Origin of the sequence: Agrobacterium sp. SUL3, assembly GCF_001263295.1 — a bacterium.
GTDB classification, from domain to species: Bacteria; Pseudomonadota; Alphaproteobacteria; order Rhizobiales; family Rhizobiaceae; genus Agrobacterium; species Agrobacterium tomkonis.
In genome coordinates this window covers 220,667-235,055 of sequence record NZ_KQ414499.1, presented here as the reverse complement: position 1 = coordinate 235,055, position 14,389 = coordinate 220,667, and the positions used below count along the sequence as shown (strand labels likewise).

The 14,389-nt window shown below is 60.5% G+C and carries 13 protein-coding genes; 8 read left to right on the top strand and 5 right to left on the bottom strand.

The window, feature by feature from the left end:
* Nucleotides 1–250 precede the first annotated feature (250 nt).
* The 3 genes from AKG12_RS04970 (at nt 251) to AKG12_RS04960 (ending at nt 3,011) form a co-directional block, all read left to right on the top strand.
* Nucleotides 251–967: an AAA family ATPase gene (locus AKG12_RS04970; protein WP_052818031.1), complete on the top strand. Its 717-nt coding sequence runs from the start codon at nt 251–253 to the stop codon at nt 965–967.
* A 144-nt stretch (nt 968–1,111) separates the two neighbouring features.
* Nucleotides 1,112–1,759, top strand: a complete 648-nt coding sequence (locus AKG12_RS04965) for a TetR/AcrR family transcriptional regulator (protein WP_046798423.1) — start codon at nt 1,112–1,114, stop codon at nt 1,757–1,759.
* A gap of 46 nt (nt 1,760–1,805) precedes the next feature.
* Nucleotides 1,806–3,011: an MFS transporter gene (locus AKG12_RS04960; protein ID WP_046798424.1), complete on the top strand. Its 1,206-nt coding sequence runs from the start codon at nt 1,806–1,808 to the stop codon at nt 3,009–3,011.
* Nucleotides 3,012–3,078: 67 nt separating this feature from the next.
* On the opposite strand, the gene AKG12_RS04955 is transcribed toward AKG12_RS04960, so the two are convergent.
* The gene (locus AKG12_RS04955) at nt 3,079–4,470 is read right to left on the bottom strand and encodes a L,D-transpeptidase family protein (protein WP_052818351.1); all 1,392 of its coding nucleotides are present in this window, start codon (nt 4,468–4,470) and stop codon (nt 3,079–3,081) included.
* 156 nt (nt 4,471–4,626) lie between these two features.
* Here AKG12_RS04955 and AKG12_RS04950 point away from each other — a divergent pair, with 156 nt between their 5' ends.
* The 3 genes from AKG12_RS04950 (at nt 4,627) to AKG12_RS04940 (ending at nt 6,319) form a co-directional block, all read left to right on the top strand.
* Nucleotides 4,627–5,460, top strand: coding sequence for an aldose 1-epimerase family protein (locus tag AKG12_RS04950; RefSeq protein WP_052818030.1), 834 nt, complete (start codon nt 4,627–4,629; stop codon nt 5,458–5,460).
* 131 nt (nt 5,461–5,591) lie between these two features.
* A complete protein-coding gene (locus tag AKG12_RS04945) occupies nt 5,592–5,930 on the top strand; it encodes a protein tyrosine phosphatase family protein (RefSeq protein WP_046798035.1) in 339 nt (112 codons plus the stop codon).
* A 47-nt stretch (nt 5,931–5,977) separates the two neighbouring features.
* Entirely contained in the window at nt 5,978–6,319 is a 342-nt protein-coding gene (locus tag AKG12_RS04940) for a RidA family protein (protein ID WP_052818029.1), read from the top strand.
* 212 nt (nt 6,320–6,531) lie between these two features.
* On the opposite strand, the gene AKG12_RS04935 is transcribed toward AKG12_RS04940, so the two are convergent.
* The 4 genes from AKG12_RS04935 to AKG12_RS04920 all read right to left on the bottom strand — a co-directional run bounded on the left by AKG12_RS04935 (nt 6,532) and on the right by AKG12_RS04920 (nt 11,416).
* Complete coding sequence (locus tag AKG12_RS04935) at nt 6,532–7,296, bottom strand: HugZ family pyridoxamine 5'-phosphate oxidase (protein WP_052818028.1); 765 nt, start codon at nt 7,294–7,296, stop codon at nt 6,532–6,534.
* A 202-nt stretch (nt 7,297–7,498) separates the two neighbouring features.
* Nucleotides 7,499–9,166 carry a thiamine pyrophosphate-binding protein gene (locus AKG12_RS04930; protein ID WP_052818027.1) on the bottom strand — a complete coding sequence of 556 codons (1,668 nt, stop codon included), beginning with the start codon at nt 9,164–9,166 and terminating at the stop codon, nt 7,499–7,501.
* The gene (caiB, locus tag AKG12_RS04925; RefSeq protein WP_052818350.1) at nt 9,163–10,365 is read right to left on the bottom strand and encodes a succinate--glutarate CoA-transferase; all 1,203 of its coding nucleotides are present in this window, start codon (nt 10,363–10,365) and stop codon (nt 9,163–9,165) included. Before caiB ends, AKG12_RS04930 begins: the two co-directional genes overlap by 4 nt.
* Before the next feature lie 100 nt (nt 10,366–10,465).
* Nucleotides 10,466–11,416 carry an alpha/beta fold hydrolase gene (locus AKG12_RS04920; RefSeq protein ID WP_052818349.1) on the bottom strand — a complete coding sequence of 317 codons (951 nt, stop codon included), beginning with the start codon at nt 11,414–11,416 and terminating at the stop codon, nt 10,466–10,468.
* 147 nt (nt 11,417–11,563) lie between these two features.
* On the opposite strand from AKG12_RS04920, the gene ettA reads away from it, so the two are divergent.
* Nucleotides 11,564–13,213: an energy-dependent translational throttle protein EttA gene (ettA, locus tag AKG12_RS04915; protein WP_046798039.1), complete on the top strand. Its 1,650-nt coding sequence runs from the start codon at nt 11,564–11,566 to the stop codon at nt 13,211–13,213.
* 161 nt (nt 13,214–13,374) lie between these two features.
* Nucleotides 13,375–14,388 carry an ArsR/SmtB family transcription factor gene (locus AKG12_RS04910; RefSeq protein ID WP_052818026.1) on the top strand — a complete coding sequence of 338 codons (1,014 nt, stop codon included), beginning with the start codon at nt 13,375–13,377 and terminating at the stop codon, nt 14,386–14,388.
* Nucleotide 14,389: the final 1 nt, after the last annotated feature.

Genomic DNA, 14,389 nt, shown 5'->3' with positions numbered 1-14,389 from the left:
CGACCCTTCGGGCCACCTTCTCCCCGGCGGGGAGAAGAAAATAGCGGCAACGTCGTGCCCTGCATCAGAACCGAGCTACGACATGACCCCTAATCCATGAAGCCCGCGATGACCCGATCGCGGGCTTTTCGCTGCGCGGCATAAGCGTCTTAGCCTTTTATTAACCCTGTTCGTTAAGATTACGGAAAGCACCATGAATTGCTTCGGTGCGTGAATGAGCATGAAACGGCTCTGACCAACAGGGGGTGTCATGTCAGTCATCACTTTCGCCAATACCAAGGGCGGCGCCGGAAAAACGACCGCCGTGCTGCTTCTGGCGACCGAACTGGCCCGCAGCGGCCACCGCGTGACGGTTCTGGATGCCGATCCGCAATTGTGGATTTCCCGCTGGCATGAATTGTCCGGCGAGATCGAAAATCTCTCGGTGATTTCGCATGTGACGATGGCCTCGCTCGAGGGCCATATTCGCGAAAACAAAACCAATACCGACTGTTTCATCATCGATCTGCCAGGTGCGAAAAGCCCGCTTTTGACCATGGCTCTCGGCATTTCCGATCATGTGCTGATCCCGGTTCAGGGCTGCGCCATGGATGCGCGCGGCGCTGCCGAGGTTCTGGACCATATCGAATTCCTGAAGCGCAAGATGGGCAAGGAGATTGCCCATTCCATCGTGCTGACGCGGGTGAACGCCATGGTGGCGACGCGCTCGCTGCTGCTCGTCAAGATGCTGCTGGCGGAAAAGAATGTTTCGGTTCTCAATACGCCGATTGTCGAGAGAGCGGCCTATCGCGATATTTTCGATCTTGGCGGCACGCTTCTCTGTCTCGATAAGAACAAGGTGAGCAATATCGACAAGGCGGTCGAGAATGCCAGAGCATTCGCCGGCGAAGTGCTTGGCCTGCTGCCAAAACGCCTGTTGCGGCTCGGCACGCCACCCGCGCGCCTCTTCACCCGCAAAGCCGCCTGAGACACTGTTTTCAACGTTCGCCCCGTCTGCGGTGTTCATCGCCGCAGAGGCGGGATGATGTTTCAGATGCTCGACTGCCGTTTGGCTCGCCCGAGTGCGGTCACGGCCTTTTCCTGTCAGCTTCATTATTTTCTTGATTTGGAAATGATCGTTTCCTATATTCCGACCATGAGCAATATCAGCCACAACCAGTCCGAGGAACAGCGCCATCGCGGCAGGCCGCGTGAGTTCGATATCGACCGAGCGCTCGATGGTGCGATCAGGGTTTTTTCCAGGCGCGGTTATCACGCCACCTCCGTGGGTGATCTTACCGATGCGATGGAGCTGGCACAGGGCAGTCTTTACAAGGCCTTCAAGGACAAAAAGGCCGTCTTTATTGCCACGATGGAACGCTACAGGATTGTGCAGACCGAGCGTTTCGAGGCGGCGGTGGCCGGTTACAATACCGGTAACGAGCGCCTGAGGGCAGGGCTGATGTTCTATGCGGAACGGTCGCATGGCGGTGCCGGCTCTGATGGATGCCTTGTTGTCGGTGCTGCTGCCGATCTGGCGGCGCTGGATGATGATATTGCCGTCGTGGTCGAGCGGGCCGTGAAGGCGAGGGAGCGGATTGTCGCCCGTCTCGTTGCCGAAGGGCAGAAGGATGGTTCGGTGCATTCGAAGGCCGATCCCGATGATCTCGCCCGGGCGATGCTGTGCATGATGTACGGCATGCGTGTGGTGGGAAAGACAGGGCGCAGCCTCAAAGACATGGTGGCCGTGGTGGATATCGCCATGAAACTTGCCGAGTGATTTTGTGACTATTTAGGAAACGAATGTTTCCATATTGGAGAAGATGATGACGACGCGTGTAATTGAAGGGGAGGATGTTGAGGCAACATCCATGTCCCCGGCTCTGACCTTTCTGTTGGCGACAGCCTGCGGATTGATTGCCGCCAATCTTTATTATGCCCAGCCGCTTGCCGGCATCATCGGGGCGGAGCTTGGTCTTTCCGCCGGCGCCACCGGGCTGATCGTGACCCTGACGCAGATCGGTTACGGTGTCGGCCTGCTGTTCGTCGTGCCGCTCGGCGATCTCATCGAAAATCGCAGGCTGGTGGTGAGTTCTGTCGCGATGGCGGTGCTTTCCCTTGTGGCTGCGGCATTCGCGCCGCATGCGGCTCCGTTTCTCATCGCGGCCTTCCTGGTGGGCGTCAGTTCGGTGGCGGTGCAGGTTATCGTCCCCTATGCCGCCCACATGGCGCCGCACGCCATTCGCGGGCGGGTGGTCGGCAATGTCATGAGCGGGCTGATGGCCGGCATCATGCTGGCGCGGCCGGTATCCAGCCTGCTGTCGGAAGTGGTTTCGTGGCGCGGCGTGTTTCTCACGTCGGCGGCAGTCATGGCGCTTCTTGCAGTGGTGCTTTTCCGGCTTCTGCCCGCCCGTATGCCGGAGGCACGGCTGGGTTATGGCTCGCTGATGGCCTCGATGGGAAGGCTTGCCCTCCACACGCCGATCCTGCGGCGGCGGGCGATCTACCATGCCTTCCTGTTTGCAGCGTTCAGCCTGTTCTGGACCACGACGCCGCTTTATCTGAGCGGACCGCATTTCAACCTGAGCCAGGGTGAGATTGCGCTTTTTGCGCTTGCCGGTGCTGCGGGCACCGTGGCTGCGCCAATTGCAGGGCGGATGGCTGATCGCGGCTGGACCCGTGCGGCAACTTTCCTTGCATTGGTGGCGGTGGCGCTTTCCTTCGCCGTCACGCATCTTGCGCCCGAAGGGTCGCATCTGGCGCTCGCCATTCTGGTGGTTGCGGCAATCGTTCTGGATTTCGGCGTCACCACCAATCTGGTGCTTGGCCAGCGCGCCATCTTCACGCTCGGGGCGGAATTCCGCAGCCGCCTGAACGGCATCTATATGGCGACGTTTTTCATGGGCGGCGCCATCGGTTCCGCCGTGGGTGGCTGGGCTTATGCGGTCGGAGAATGGGGCGCGGCCTCGTGGATCGGCTTCGCCTTGCCGGTCGCGGCCCTTCTATATTTCCTCACGGAAAAACGCGACTGAAACGCGATTAAATGAAAAAAAGCCCGGCGGACCACAATCCGCCGGGCTTTTCTTTTCTTCCGGTCGATTATTCCGCGAATTCGACCACAACGCCGGCGCGGACCATTTTCGCCAGTTCGGTCGCATCCCAGTTGGTCAGGCGGATACAGCCGTGACTGTTGGTCTTGCCGATCTTCGAGGGTTCCGGTGTGCCGTGAATGCCGTAGGTCGGCTTTGACAGCGCAATCCAGACCGTGCCGACCGGACCGTTCGGACCCGGCGGGATCTGCAGTATCTTGTCGTTCTGGCCCTGCTTGAAGTTGATCTTCGGATTATAGGTGTAGCCCGGATTGAGCGCGATGCGCTCGACCGTATGCGTGCCGCTCGGGGAAGGCGTGTCCGTGGAGCCGATGGTGGCCGGGTAGGCGGCGATCAGATTGCCGTCCTCGCCATAGGCGAAGACCTGCTTGATGCCCTTATGCGCGACGATGCGGGCCACCTGTCCCTTTTTCGCGTCACCCGGATTGACGACCTTGATGATCGTGCCGGGCACGGAGAAATCGATGCCGGGGTTCAGTTCCTTCAGATAGTTCTCATCCATGTGGAAACGTTCGGCGAGCGCTTCCGAAGTCTTTGTGAAGGACAAGGCGGGCAGCTGCGATTTTTCAGCATAGTCATCCGGAATCGACGCCACATAGGGACCGGCCGCATCGGCGGCGGTGATGGTGTAGTCGACGATGGGCATGCCGCCGGAGGACCGCAGGCGCTCCAGAATGTCGTCGGAATTGTTCGGGTCGAGCTTTTCGCCCGTCATGTCCTGCCAGGCGGCAATCGCCTTGTTGACGTTGTCACCCATCTTGCCGTCGATAACGCCGGGCGAGATGCCTTCGCGGTCGAGGAAGGTCTGGAGCGCGACGATCTCCTGCCGCGAACGGTTGACCGGTGTGGTCACCGGGGTGTGGCGTTCGATCAGGTGATCGGGTTGTGGGACGGCGGCCGTGGTGCTTTCGCCGGGCATGGGCTGGCCGAGCGGGCCGCTTTCCACCGCGCCGGGGCCGGGAACTGAGCCGGTATAGACATTGTCGCCGGAGCCATCACCGCGATATTCGCGATAATCACGCACGCTGCCATTGTCCTGATAACCGTAATCGCGCGGTGGCTCACGGTACTGGCCGCCGGGGGCGGGCGGATAATAGGTGGTGTCGCGCTGCTGGCGCGCCTGCTGCCGCTGTTGATAGCCGGAAGGCATTTCAGTGGCCAGCAGATTGCCGTACTGGTCGTAAAACACCGTGCGACCCATCGCATCGCGGCTGATGACGATGTCGCTGCGCTCTGGCATGAAGTCGAGCACGCGACCGTCAGGTGTTACCAGCATCGTCTGCTGGTCGCCATAACGCTGCTGCGCGCCAGCCTGTAGCGGGGCGAAAGCCGCCACTACCGCGACTGTCAGACCCAGAGCTGCGTTAAGAAACTGTTTCACGATTCTGCTATCCTTGCTTCGTTCGCCCATAAACACACCGCAATCTTGACCCTATTGTGAAAAAGGTGAATTCGCGGTTAATGCAATCTTAATTTCCGTCACGGCTAGTAGCGTTTCCGTGATTCATGCGTTTTTACTGCCACAGGAGAGGTTGTCTTGCGTTCGTTTCAGGCTGGCAGATCGCCCCATATTTTCCTCGATGAAACCTCTGTTTTCGATATTGGTTCCTGTATCGTCGATGGCACTGACATCGCGCCCGGCCGCGCCATTCCCGATGATGGGGATGCACGCATCGACCATTCGCTGGAGGGCTTTCTCTTCACCTGCGGTCCGGATCATATCCGTCATCCCGAACTGATCGACGGTGACGGCGAGGGGCGTCGATATCCGTTGCATGGGTCCTTTTCCTCGCATCCCGCGACGATCATCGCTTTCGACGTTCATGAGTCCAATGCGCTGGCGCGTGTGGAGGTTCCCGTGAAGCTTGCCGATGGCGGCACCGCACTTCTGGAACGGACATGGCGCATCGATGGTGAAAGCGGCGAGGTCAGCCTTGACGACCGGATCGTCAATACGAGTTCGCGGCCGATTCCGGTCTTTCTGATGTATCACATGAATGTCGGCGCGCGCCTGTTTGACGACGCCGTGCGGCTTGAAGGCGCCATGCTTGAAGGTGGCGGCCATGGCTGGCGTTTCGGCGAGGAGCCAGGAACTGTTTTCTGCGTCTCTGCCGGCAAGGACGAATTGGCGGAATTGAAGCTTGGCCCGATTGCGGCCATCGGCGGGAAGACGCTGACCGTGCGTTTTCGCACGGAGACGCTGCCCTATCTCCAGATGTGGCGCAACCAGCAGGACCCCGCCAATGTGCTCGGCATCGAGCCGGTTTCGCATCGCTGGGTTGGGCGGAGCGAGCTTGAGACCGCCGGCGAGTTCAATATTCTCCAGCCGGGTGAAAGCCGCAGGTTCGGTCTGCGCTTTTCAATCCTCTGAATGCCGTAGCGAATGCCATGCCGAATGACGGTGCGCCGTCATTGACGCAGGGGTTTTGACCGCTTACATCGGATGCGGATTTTGAAGGGTGACAGCCAGCGGCGCGGACGCCGGTTTCAGCGGAGGCAGACATGGATATCAGGCGCATAGACGACGAATATTCGGTAACGGGACAGATCAGCGTCGCCGATCTGGATGAGGTCAAGGCACTCGGCTTCAAGTCGATCGTCTGCCACCGCCCTGACGGCGAAGAAGACGGCCAGCCGCTTTTCGCCGATATTGCCGAGCGCGCAGAGCAACTTGGCCTCACCATCATGCATGTACCGGTTGGTCGCTATGGCGTCGACGCCGATGCCGTTGCCGGCATGGTGGATGCGCTCGATGAATTGCAGCGCCCGATGCTTGGCTATTGCCGTTCCGGTGCGCGCTCCACGGCGATCTACGAAAAGACCCATCACCTGCGCGGCTGATTTTCCGCGCATCGTTCTATTTTAATGCCAATCAACAGGAGTTTTCCATGACCATCAAGCGTATCGAGCCGGGCAAGCGCATGAGCGGCGCCGTCGTACACGGCAACACCGTCTATCTGGCCGGCCAGGTCGGCGAGGGTACGAGCGTGACGGAACAGAGCAAGTCGGCGCTGGCGGAAGTCGATCGCCTGCTGGCAGCTGCCGGTTCCGACAAGTCGAAAGTCCTGCAGACGATCATCTATCTCTCCGACATGTCCACCTTCGGTGAAATGAATGCCGTCTGGGAAGGCTGGATCGACCCGGCAAACCCGCCGGCCCGCGCCACCAGCGAAGCAGCGCTTGCTACCCCGGACTACAAGGTTGAGTTCATCGTGACTGCTGCTCTCTGAGCATCCGTCTGAGTTTTCTGAGAAAGGCCGGGTCGCGGAATGCAGCCCGGCCTTTTTTGATGGGAAATTCGAAACGCTCGTTTCGTCATCTTCGGGCTTGTCCCGAGGATCCACTCACGTATCACAACTTGATAGGTGGCAGATGCTCGGGACAGACCCGAGCATGACGGAAGAGAGACGATTGTCCCAGGTTTATGAGTCGTTTGCGCCCTTCATTTCACAAGCAAAGCAAGCGCCTTCTCAAACTGCTTCAACGTCGTCACCCGCCCCGCAAACCACAGCCGGGCCAGATCGCTGGCCGAAGCGAGATCGATGCCATCAGGGTCAATGGAGGTGATCGTCCAGCGACCGGCCTTCGCGCCGGCCAGAACGGCGAGCCGGGCCGCTTCGCCTTTGATGGCATTGAGGCGGGTCGCTTCGCTTTGCGCCACCGCCATCAGTTCCGCCGCGCCGGAAAGCTCCGTGCGCAGATCGGCGGGGGTGATGTTGCTGGCATTGCGGGCCGGGCCGCCGTTGATCTGTACGCCTTCCGTTCGCAGCCGGTAAAGCCTCGTGTCGGGAAGGGAGAGGTAAAGTTTCGCCTTGGGATAGCGGGCGATGTAGCGCTGTCTCGCAAGCGGCACCTCAGCCGGGTCGATCAGTTCCGCTTTCCCCACCAGCGTCAGCCGCGGCAGCGTCAGCGCATCGCCCTTGCCGAAGGGGGCGAGCGTCAGCGAGATGCGCGGGTCTGCCTCCATGTTGCGGGCGTGCAGCGTCAGGCCCGCCGCGAAGAAGAACGGCGTACCATCAGGCTCGATGCCGATATTGGTGGCAGTCGTATAAGGATAGCCGCTGACCGGATCGAGGGTAGCGAGCGCTGCCGTGCGGGATGTGTGCAGCACATCGCGGGCCACGCGCACGGCCTCGAAAGGTGCGCCGGCCGAGGGCTCGATCTTCGCGCCGCGTGGGGTGATGACGGGAGGGGCTGCATCCGGCATGTCGTTTCCTGATCCGAAGGGCTGCTGAAAGAAGTGTTAAACCTCTCTTTCGTCATGCTCGGGCCTGTCCCGAGCATCTGCAACCGATGAATTTTACGATACGTGATTGGATCCTCGGGACAGGCCCGAGGATGACGTCGTGCGAGCGTCAGGATTTACACCATGCCGAAGCCGTGTCCATCACCAATATCGAAGGGCGATATCAGGCCCGGGTTCTGATCTGCGTCAGCGTGCGCGTTGGCGTGATGGCCTCGGCGTCCAGCTTCACCTCGATGATGGCCGGCTTGCCGCTTGCCCGCGCGCGTTCGAAGGCGGCGGCGAAGTCCTCGGTTTTTTCCACCGTTTCGCCGTGGCCGCCATAGGCCTTCGCAAAAGCGTTGAAATCCGGATTGACGAGATCGGTGCCGCTGACACGGCCTGGATATTCCCGTTCCTGATGCATGCGGATGGTGCCGTAGGTGCCATTATTGACCAGGACGGTGATGATCGGCAGTCCATAACGGACGGCGGTGATGAATTCCTGCCCATGCATCATGAAACAACCATCACCGGCAAAGCAGATCACCTCACGCTCCGGGAACAGATGTTTGGCGGCGACTGCCGCCGGCAGGCCATAACCCATCGAGCCTGATGTTGGCGCCGATTGCGTGTTGAAGCGGCGGAAACGGTGGAAACGGTGCACCCAGGTGGCGTAGTTACCCGCGCCATTGGTGAAGATCGCATCCTCGGGCACATTGGCTTCGATCCAGTCCATGATCGGACCCATCTGCACCGCACCCGGGCCGGTCTGCGGCGGGGTCGACCAGGTGAGGTAAGCCTGATGCATGGCGGCCGTGCGGTCTGCCCAGGCGGCATTGGCTGAAAGCGAGATGGAGGAGAGGGCGGTGACGAAATTGTCCGGCGCAGCGCAGATTGCGAGATCGGGGCGATAGACGCGGCCAAGCTCTTCGGCTTCCGGATAGATGTGGATGAGTTTCTGCGACGGGTAGGGAATGTCGATGAGCGTATAACCGGAGGAGGGCATTTCGGAGAGGCGGCCGCCGAGCAGAACCACGAGATCGGATTCCTTGATCTCCTTTGCCAGCGCCGGGTTGATGCCGATGCCGACATCGCCGGCATAGGAGGGGCTGAGGTGATCGAACAGCATCTGGCGGCGGAAGGAACAGCCGATGGGCAGCTTGTGATTTTCGGCAAATGCCCTGAAGGTCGCCACGCTTTCCTCGGACCAGCGGGTGCCGCCGATGATGAAGATCGGACGTTTTGCCTCGCCCAGCATTTTTGCGAAGGCGGCCATCTGTGACGGGCCGGGATGTGCCTCGACGGGTGTATAGGGCTTTGCCTCGGGCGCTTCGACCTCTTCCACCAGCATGTCTTCAGGCAGCGTCAGCACCACCGGGCCGGGGCGACCGGAGGTGGCAACAGTGAAGGCGCGGGTGACGAATTCCGGGATACGGCGCGCATCGTCGATCTCGCCCACCCATTTGGCGAATTCGGTGAAGGCGCGGCGGTATTCCACTTCCTGAAAGGCTTCGCGCTCGCGGGCGTCGCGCTGCACCTGGCCGATGAACAGGATCATCGGAATGGAATCCTGCCTTGCGATGTGCAGGCCGGCCGAGGCGTTGGTGGCACCCGGGCCGCGGGTCACCATGCAGATGCCGGGTTCGCCCGTCAGCCGGCCCCAGGTATCGGCCATCATGGCGGCGCCACCTTCCTGGCGGCAGACCACGGTTTCGATGCCGCTTTCATAAAGCGCGTCCAGCACGGCCAGATAGCTTTCGCCCGGAACGCAGGACACGCGGGAGACGCCGTTGGCCTTCAGCGCTTCGACGATCAATTGCCCACCTGTTCTGGTATTGCCTGTTGTTTTCATGGCGTGGTGGTCCTTTCGATGTTTTCCAGTTCGGCCAGCACCTGTGCCTGATGCTCACCGAGCTTCGGGCTGGGGCGTTCATAGCGCAAGGGGGTTTGCGAGAGCACAATGGGGGTGCGCACGCCGGGAATGACGGTGCCGTCTTCCGTTTCGAGATCGACACGCAAGCCCCGCGCCTTGATCTGCGGATCGGCGAACATTTCCTCGATGGAGTTGATAGGCCCGGCCGGCACGGCATTCTTTTCGCAGACGGTCAAGAGATCGCGCTTCTGCCATTTCAGCGTTTCGGTGGAAACGATCTGTCGCACGTCCACCTTGTGCGCCACGCGGGCCTTGTTGGTTGCAAAGCGCTCGTCATCGGCGATTGCGCCAATGCCGAGGATGTTGCAGAGGCGGCGGAACTGACCGTCATTGCCGACCGCGAGGATCAGGAAACCATCGGCCGTCGGCACCACTTCATAGGGGGAAATATTCGGATGCGCGTTGCCGAGCCGGACGGGTGGCTTGCCGGAAATCAGGTAGTTCATGTTCTGGTTGGCGAGCACGGCCGACTGCACATCCAGAAGCGCCATGTCGATATGCTGGCCTTCGCCTGATCGAATGGCGTGGATCAGTGCCGCCTGAATGGCTGTCACGGAATAGATGCCGGTGAAGATATCGGCGACGGCGACGCCCGCCTTCATCGGCTGGCCGTCCGGTTCGCCAGTGATCGACATAAAACCCGACATGCCCTGCACGATATAGTCATAACCGGCGAAATCGGCATAGGGCCCGGTCTGGCCGAAGCCGGTGATGGAGCAATAGATCAGCTTCGGATTGAGCACCTTCAGGCTCTCGTAATCGAGGCCGTATTTGGCAAGCCCGCCGCGCTTAAAGTTCTCGATGACGACATCGGCGGTGCGCACCAGCCGGCGCACCAGCTCGCAGCCATCCGGCGTTTTCAGATCGGCGACGATGGAGCGCTTGCCGCGGTTGGTGGCGTGATAATAGGCGGCGGAGAGGTTTTCTCCATCCGCGCCTTCAACGAAGGGCGGCCCCCATGTACGGGTATCGTCGCCGCCCTCGGGGTTTTCCACCTTGATGACGTCAGCACCCATGTCGGCCAGCATCTGCCCCGCCCAGGGACCGGCCAGAACACGCGCTAGCTCGATGACGCGAATGCCGGATAGCGGCTGTTTCCTGTTCGGCATGTCGGTCATCTGTCCCCCGGTATTGTCGGCCTGCCGGTTTATAGACTGCTGCTTGCCCTGCCGCATGTGATTTTATCTCATGGACTTATTCCGTTTCGGCAAAGGCTCCTCAGTCGCCGACGACGCGGCTGCACCAGGCGGCGAAATCCGCCGCGACGGCCTGCCAGCCGATTTCGTTCAGGGTCTCGTGCCGCATGCCCCGGTAGATCGTATGCTCGACATGGCTGAAGCCCGCCTCGCGAAAGCGCTCCGCAAGCCAGACGATTTCCTTGCCGTTGTTGGTGGCGGCGTCCTGATCGCCGCTGATCAAAAGGATCGGCAGGGTTTTCGGCAGGCGCTCCATGAGTTTCGGGCCGCGATAGGAGAGTTCGAAAACATCCTGCCAGAGGGAGACGCTGGCCTCGAACTGGCACAGCGGATCCTCCGCATAGGCGTCCACCGCCGCCTTGTCGTGGCTCAGCCAGTCCGCATGGGTGCGTTTTTCCGGCATTCTGGCGTTCCAGACGCGGAAAGTCGCTTTCGGCAGAATGGCGCTTGGCACGTCCGAGCCTTTCAGCATCTTTTCCAGCCGCAGCAGAACCTGCGCGACGCGGCCCATGAGGCCGGGATTGAGGTTGGAATTCCAGATGGAGAGGCCATCAAAGGCATCCGGGTGGCTGACGGCGGTGTTGAGCGCCACCAGACCGCCCATGGAATGGCCGAACAGGACCACCGGCAGGCCGGGGTGCCTTTCGCCGACCATCCGGCGTATCGCCATGACATCGGCGACGACCTTGCCTGCTCCGTCCTTCCAAGCGAAGCGACCGAGAGGCGCGTCCGCAGCCTTCGTGCGGCCATGGCCGCGATGGTCGTGGGCGTAGACCTCGAAGCCCTGCTTCGACATCACATCCGCAAGCCGACGATAACGGCCCGCATGGTCCACCAGCCCGTGGCAAACCATCAATACGCCGCGCGCCGGAGAAAGAGCGGAGGGCTGGTGGCGAAAGGCGATGGATGCGCCGGAGGGGGCGTCCAGCCTTTCAATCCGGCTGAAGGCGGAGTCGTCCGTCGTCTCATTCATCATCGCACCCATCGTATCATCACGCAGCTTGTCATAATCATGGGGTCATAATCGTGCCAGAGGTTGCCCCACGGTCCTATTTACCCTACATAGCGGCAAATTTCCCGATACGTACTCTTAAAATTCCGATGTGGAGCATTCGCTACAATGGCACGTCAATTCATCTATCACATGGCTGGGCTGAACAAGTCCTATGGCGCGAAGAAGGTTCTGGAGAACGTCCATCTCTCCTTCTACCCCGATGCCAAGATCGGTATCCTCGGCCCGAACGGCGCCGGTAAGTCGACCGTTTTGAAGATCATGGCCGGTCTCGACAAGGAATATACCGGTGAAGCCTGGCTCGCCGAAGGCGCGACGCTCGGTTATCTCGAGCAGGAGCCGAAGCTCGACGAAAACAAGACCGTGATGGAAAACGTCATGGAAGGCGTTGCGAGCAAGACGGCAATCGTCGACCGCTACAACGAACTGATGATGAACTATTCCGACGAAACGGCGGATGAGGGCGCGAAACTTCAGGACATGATCGACAGCCAGAACCTGTGGGATCTGGAAAATCAGGTCGAAATGGCCATGGACGCCCTGCGTTGCCCGCCCGGCGATTCACCCGTGACCGGCCTTTCGGGTGGTGAGCGCCGCCGCGTTGCGCTTTGCAAGCTGCTGCTTTCGCAGCCCGACCTGCTGCTGCTCGACGAACCGACCAACCATCTGGACGCCGAAACCATCGCGTGGCTGGAAAAGCACCTGCGCGACTATCCCGGCGCCGTGATGATGATCACCCACGATCGCTACTTCCTCGACAACGTGACCGGCTGGATTCTCGAGCTGGACCGTGGCCGCGGCATTCCTTACGAAGGCAACTATTCCGCTTACCTGCAGGCGAAAGCCAAGCGCATGCAGCAGGAAGCCCGCGAAGACGCCTCGCGTCAGAAGGCTATCAGCCGCGAACAGGAGTGGATCGCTTCCAGCCCCAAGGCCCGCCAGACGAAGTCCAAGGCGCGTATCCGCGCTTATGACGAGTTGGTGGAAGCCGCTGAAAACCGTCGTCCCGGCGACGCGCAGATCGTCATTCCGGTCGCCGAGCGTCTGGGCCGTGTCGTTATCGAAGCGGAAAACCTCACCAAGTCCTATGGTGACCGGGTGCTGATCGAAAACCTCACCTTCAAGCTGCCTCCGGGCGGTATTGTCGGCGTCATCGGTCCGAACGGTGCGGGCAAGACCACCCTGTTTCGCATGATCACCGGTCAGGAACAGCCCGATAGCGGTTCGGTGACTGTCGGTGAAACGGTACAGCTGGGTTATGTCGACCAGAGCCGCGATACGCTGGCAGGTGACAAGACCGTCTGGGAGGAAATCTCCGGCGGCAACGACATCATCAAGCTCGGCAAGTTCGAAGTGAATTCGCGCGCCTATTGCGGCGCCTTCAACTTCAAGGGCGGCGATCAGCAGCAGAAGGTCGGCAATCTCTCGGGTGGTCAGCGCAACCGCGTTCACCTCGCCAAGATGCTGAAGGCCGGCGGCAACGTGCTGCTGCTCGACGAACCGACCAACGACCTTGATACGGAAACGCTGGCAGCGCTTGAAGAAGCGCTGGAAGCCTTTGCCGGTTGCGCCGTTATCATCAGCCACGACCGCATGTTCCTCGACCGCCTGGCCACCCACATCCTCGCTTTCGAGGGTGACAGCCATGTGGAATGGTTCGAAGGCAACTTCGAAGACTACGAAAAGGACAAGGTCCGCCGTCTCGGCCCGGAAAGCATCAAGCCCGGCCGGGTGAGCTACAAGCGCCTGACGCGCTGATCCCTTTCCATATCTCTTCAAAAAGGCCCGCCGCAAAGCGGGCCTTTTCTCGTGTAATAAGTGGACTTGATGGAGGTGCAGCACAGTTTGCGCTTGCATCGATCGCCACATCGACATAAAGATATCTTTATATGTTGATTAGCTTGCGAGGTGCAGCAGACGTGGCGTTCGGTTTGGACAAATTGGTGGATCTCCTGAAGGCGGCGGGTGAACCGACGCGCTTTCGGCTGCTGGCGCTTCTGGCTGCCGGCGATCTGACGGTTACCGATCTTACCGAAATTCTCGGCCAGTCGCAGCCGCGCATCTCCCGTCATCTTAAGCTTTTGACGGAAGAGGGGCTGATCGAGCGTTATCAGGAAGGCGCCTGGGCCTATTTTCGTCTGCGGCAGGATGGTGAGCCCGCCGTTGTCATCAGGCAGCTGCTTGGCGCTGCATCGCCCTCCGACGCCGTTCTCCAGCGTGACAGCGAGCGGCTTGCCACCGTCAAGCGGGTGCGGGCGGAACGTGCACAGGATTATTTCAGCCGCAATGCTTCCGCCTGGGACGAGCTGCGCCGCCTGCATGTGAGCGACGAGGCCGTGGAAGGCGCGCTGCTGAAGCTGGTTGGCACCACGCCCGTCGATTCGCTGCTTGATCTCGGCACGGGCACTGGCCGCATCCTCCAGCTTCTGAGCGGCGTCTATCGCCGTGCGATCGGGGTGGATGCCAGCCGCGACATGCTTTCGGTGGCGCGCGCCAACCTCGACAAGGCGGGTGTGGTCAATGCGTCCGTCCGCCATGGCGATATTCTCAACCTGCCGCTGGAAGGACAGGATTTCGATCTGATCGTCATCCATCAGGTTCTGCATTTTCTCGACCAGCCGGAAATCGCGCTTTCCGAGGCAGCACGCATGCTGCGACCGGGTGGGCGGCTGATCGTCATCGATCTGGCGCCGCATTCCTTCGAATATCTGCGCGACGAGCACGCGCATGTGCGGCTCGGCTTTTCACATCCGCTAATGGAAGAATGGCTGAAAAAGGCCGGGCTTGAGCCCGACCGCGCCGTTGATCTTCATTCTGAAAAAGCGTCCGACGAAGCTCTGGACGTGACGATATGGGTTGCCCGCGACCAGCGGCTGCTGATGGCAGACGATGTGGTGCAAGAGGCGGTTTTACTTGGCTCCCGGAGGGCATGAT

Bases quoted from the DNA above. Each gene is read 5' to 3' on its own strand.
- AKG12_RS04920 (WP_052818349.1), bottom strand. From the start codon at position 11,416: ATGAATGAGACGACGGACGACTCCGCCTTCAGCCGGATTGAAAGGCTG.
- AKG12_RS04960 (WP_046798424.1), top strand. From the start codon at position 1,806: ATGACGACGCGTGTAATTGAAGGGGAGGATGTTGAGGCAACATCCATG.
- AKG12_RS04935 (WP_052818028.1), bottom strand. From the start codon at position 7,296: ATGCCGGATGCAGCCCCTCCCGTCATCACCCCACGCGGCGCGAAGATC.
- AKG12_RS04945 (WP_046798035.1), top strand. From the start codon at position 5,592: ATGGATATCAGGCGCATAGACGACGAATATTCGGTAACGGGACAGATC.
- AKG12_RS04940 (WP_052818029.1), top strand. From the start codon at position 5,978: ATGACCATCAAGCGTATCGAGCCGGGCAAGCGCATGAGCGGCGCCGTC.
- AKG12_RS04970 (WP_052818031.1), top strand. From the start codon at position 251: ATGTCAGTCATCACTTTCGCCAATACCAAGGGCGGCGCCGGAAAAACG.
- ettA (WP_046798039.1), top strand. From the start codon at position 11,564: ATGGCACGTCAATTCATCTATCACATGGCTGGGCTGAACAAGTCCTAT.
- AKG12_RS04930 (WP_052818027.1), bottom strand. From the start codon at position 9,166: ATGAAAACAACAGGCAATACCAGAACAGGTGGGCAATTGATCGTCGAA.
- AKG12_RS04965 (WP_046798423.1), top strand. From the start codon at position 1,112: ATGATCGTTTCCTATATTCCGACCATGAGCAATATCAGCCACAACCAG.
- caiB (WP_052818350.1), bottom strand. From the start codon at position 10,365: ATGACCGACATGCCGAACAGGAAACAGCCGCTATCCGGCATTCGCGTC.